Origin of the sequence: Brevundimonas sp. (assembly GCF_031082345.1) — a bacterium.
GTDB lineage: Bacteria > Pseudomonadota > Alphaproteobacteria > Caulobacterales > Caulobacteraceae > Brevundimonas.
Genome location: NZ_JAVHLH010000341.1, coordinates 1 through 2,189, shown reverse-complemented (window position 1 = coordinate 2,189; position 2,189 = coordinate 1). Strand labels below are relative to the sequence as shown.

Sequence of the window (2,189 nt, the reverse complement as noted above, 5' to 3'; positions counted from 1 at the left end):
CAGCGGCGCGGTGAAGATCAGATTGACTGTCTGTCCGTCACCCTGCGGCACCGGAACCAGCCCGGCGGTTCCCAGGATCAGGTCGAACGGCGAGACGCTGCCGCCCGGCCCGGCCGCTTCGCGGAACTGGGCCGCCACGGCGAAGGGCTGGACCAGAAAGACGTAGATCGGATCGGCGACGATGAAGCAGCCGATGAACCCGACCACGAAGGCGGCGACGCAGATCATCAGCCGGCTGCGCAGCTCGATCAGATGGTCCATCAGCGGCGCGCGCGAGGCCTCGATCTCGTCCTCGTCGCGGTCATGCGGGCTCACAGGTCGACCGCCTTCTTGCGGGGCGCCTTCGGCCTGGCCGGAACGGCCTCGGTCCTCGCAGGGGCTGACTTTTTGCTCGGCGGTTTGGCGCTGGCGGGGGCGGCGGTCGTGGAGGGCTTCTTCGCGCGCGGTTTCGGAGCCGCCCTGGGCGACACGGGCTCAGCCTCCACCAGCGGCTTCATCACCGGCTCGGAATCCGGCCATTCATCCGGCCCGGTCAGGGCCGGCTGGGTCGCCGGACCGTCCAGCGGCCGGTTCAGATCGTCGCTGATGTCCCGGAAGGCCGCCTCGGCCTCGGCGCCCAGCGGGACCATGCCCTGGCCGGTGCGAAGCGCCTCGACCTCCTTGCGGAGTTCATCCAGTTCGGACTGGCGCGCCATTTCGTCGAAGCTGGAGCGGAACTCGTTGGCCATGGCGCGCGCCTTGCCCACGGCCTTGCCGACCTTGCGCATCAGCAGGGGCAGGTCCTTCGGTCCCACGACGATAAGCGCCAGCAGGCCGATGACGAGGATTTCCAGCCCGCCGATGCCGGGCCCCAGACCACCCATCCGTCAGTGTCTCCGACGCGATACGGCGCTTACGACTTCAGGTCTTCTTTTTCGGCCTCGGTGCGCGGCAGCGCGCCCGCGCGCTCGTCCCGGGGCTTTTCGGCGTCAGTGTCCTTCAGCCCGTCGCGGAAGGCGCGGATGCCCTTTGCGGCGTCGCCCATCAGGCCCGAGATCTTGCCCCGGCCGCCGAACAGCAGGAGGGCGAGGACGGCGATGATCAGGATTTGCCAGATACCGGGCTGCATGGCGGCTCAATCTCTATCGGTGGCCGGAGCGGTATTGCCCCGAGCGGAAAACTTGGTCCCGCATATAGGCCGTTCAGTGGCGCGACGCCAAGCGAACCTGTTAGGGACGCGCCCATGAATCACGTGATCATCCATACCGACGGCGCCTGCCGCGGCAATCCCGGCCCCGGCGGCTGGGGCGCGGTGCTCCAGACCGGCGGCGGTCACGAGAAGGAGCTGTGGGGCGGCGAGACCCTGACCACCAATAACCGCATGGAGCTGATGGCGGCGATCATGGCGCTCGACGCCCTGACCCGCCCCTGCCGCGTCGATCTGCACACCGACAGCAAATACGTCATGACCGGCATCACCGAATGGATCCGGGGCTGGAAGGCGCGGGGCTGGAAGACCGCCGACAAGAAGCCGGTCAAGAACGAGGACCTGTGGAAGCGCCTCGACGCCGCCCGCGCCCGTCACGACGTCAAATGGCACTGGGTCAAGGGCCACGCCGGCCACGAACTCAACGAACGCGCCGACGGCCTCGCCAATCGCGGCATCGACGAGATGAAGGGCTAGACGGGCCGGACCTTCAGCTTCGATCCGTCCATACCCTCGACGATCACGCTCTCGCCCGCCAGAGGCGCGGCGCCCTCGATCTCGGCGACCCATTCCGACCCTGAGACGAACACCCGGCCCCGGCCGTCGACGAAGGCCTGCACCACCTGCGCCCGCTGGCCGACCAGGCGGCTGTCACGGGCGTTGATGTCGGGGCTGTCAGCGGGGTTGACCCGCTGGATCAGTCGCCGCGACGCCAGGGTGGCGGCGACGGTCAGCACCGCGAACAGCGCGGCCTCGCCCCAGAATCCGCCCAGCGGCAGGCCCAGCGCGGTGACCACCGCCACCACGCCCGCCGCTACGGCCGGCCACAACAGCCATTCGGTCGAGAAGGCCGACTCGACGGCCAGCAGGATCACGCCGAGCGCCAGCCAGATCCAGTAGGGCTGGGCCGCGTGCAGGTCGATCAGGGCGTCCATCGGTCAGGTCCTCGGAACGGAGCCGCCGCGCGCCACGCCCCCCGCCCCTCCGCGCCCGCCGCGCGGCG

At 69.6% G+C, this 2,189-nt stretch carries 5 protein-coding genes; 1 reads left to right on the top strand and 4 read right to left on the bottom strand.

From position 1 onward, the window contains the following. The 3 genes from RDU12_RS15040 to RDU12_RS15030 all read right to left on the bottom strand — a co-directional run. The coding region (locus RDU12_RS15040) for a twin-arginine translocase subunit TatC (protein ID WP_308685444.1) at positions 1-315 on the bottom strand (315 nt) is incomplete at its 3' end. Next, on the bottom strand, positions 312-863 hold the full coding sequence (gene tatB, locus RDU12_RS15035; RefSeq protein ID WP_374990234.1) for a Sec-independent protein translocase protein TatB: 552 nt from the start codon (positions 861-863) through the stop codon (positions 312-314). The genes tatB and RDU12_RS15040, both read right to left, overlap by 4 nt. Before the next feature lie 29 nt (positions 864-892). Continuing rightward, positions 893-1,108: a twin-arginine translocase TatA/TatE family subunit gene (locus RDU12_RS15030; protein WP_300292184.1), complete on the bottom strand. Its 216-nt coding sequence runs from the start codon at positions 1,106-1,108 to the stop codon at positions 893-895. Positions 1,109-1,222: 114 nt separating this feature from the next. Between RDU12_RS15030 and rnhA the strand changes: the two genes are divergently transcribed. After that, complete coding sequence (gene rnhA / locus RDU12_RS15025) at positions 1,223-1,663, top strand: ribonuclease HI (RefSeq protein WP_300292182.1); 441 nt, start codon at positions 1,223-1,225, stop codon at positions 1,661-1,663. On the opposite strand, the gene RDU12_RS15020 is transcribed toward rnhA, so the two are convergent. After that, the gene (locus RDU12_RS15020; protein ID WP_308685441.1) at positions 1,660-2,121 is read right to left on the bottom strand and encodes an NfeD family protein; all 462 of its coding nucleotides are present in this window, start codon (positions 2,119-2,121) and stop codon (positions 1,660-1,662) included. The genes rnhA and RDU12_RS15020 overlap by 4 nt on opposite strands. Positions 2,122-2,189: the final 68 nt, after the last annotated feature.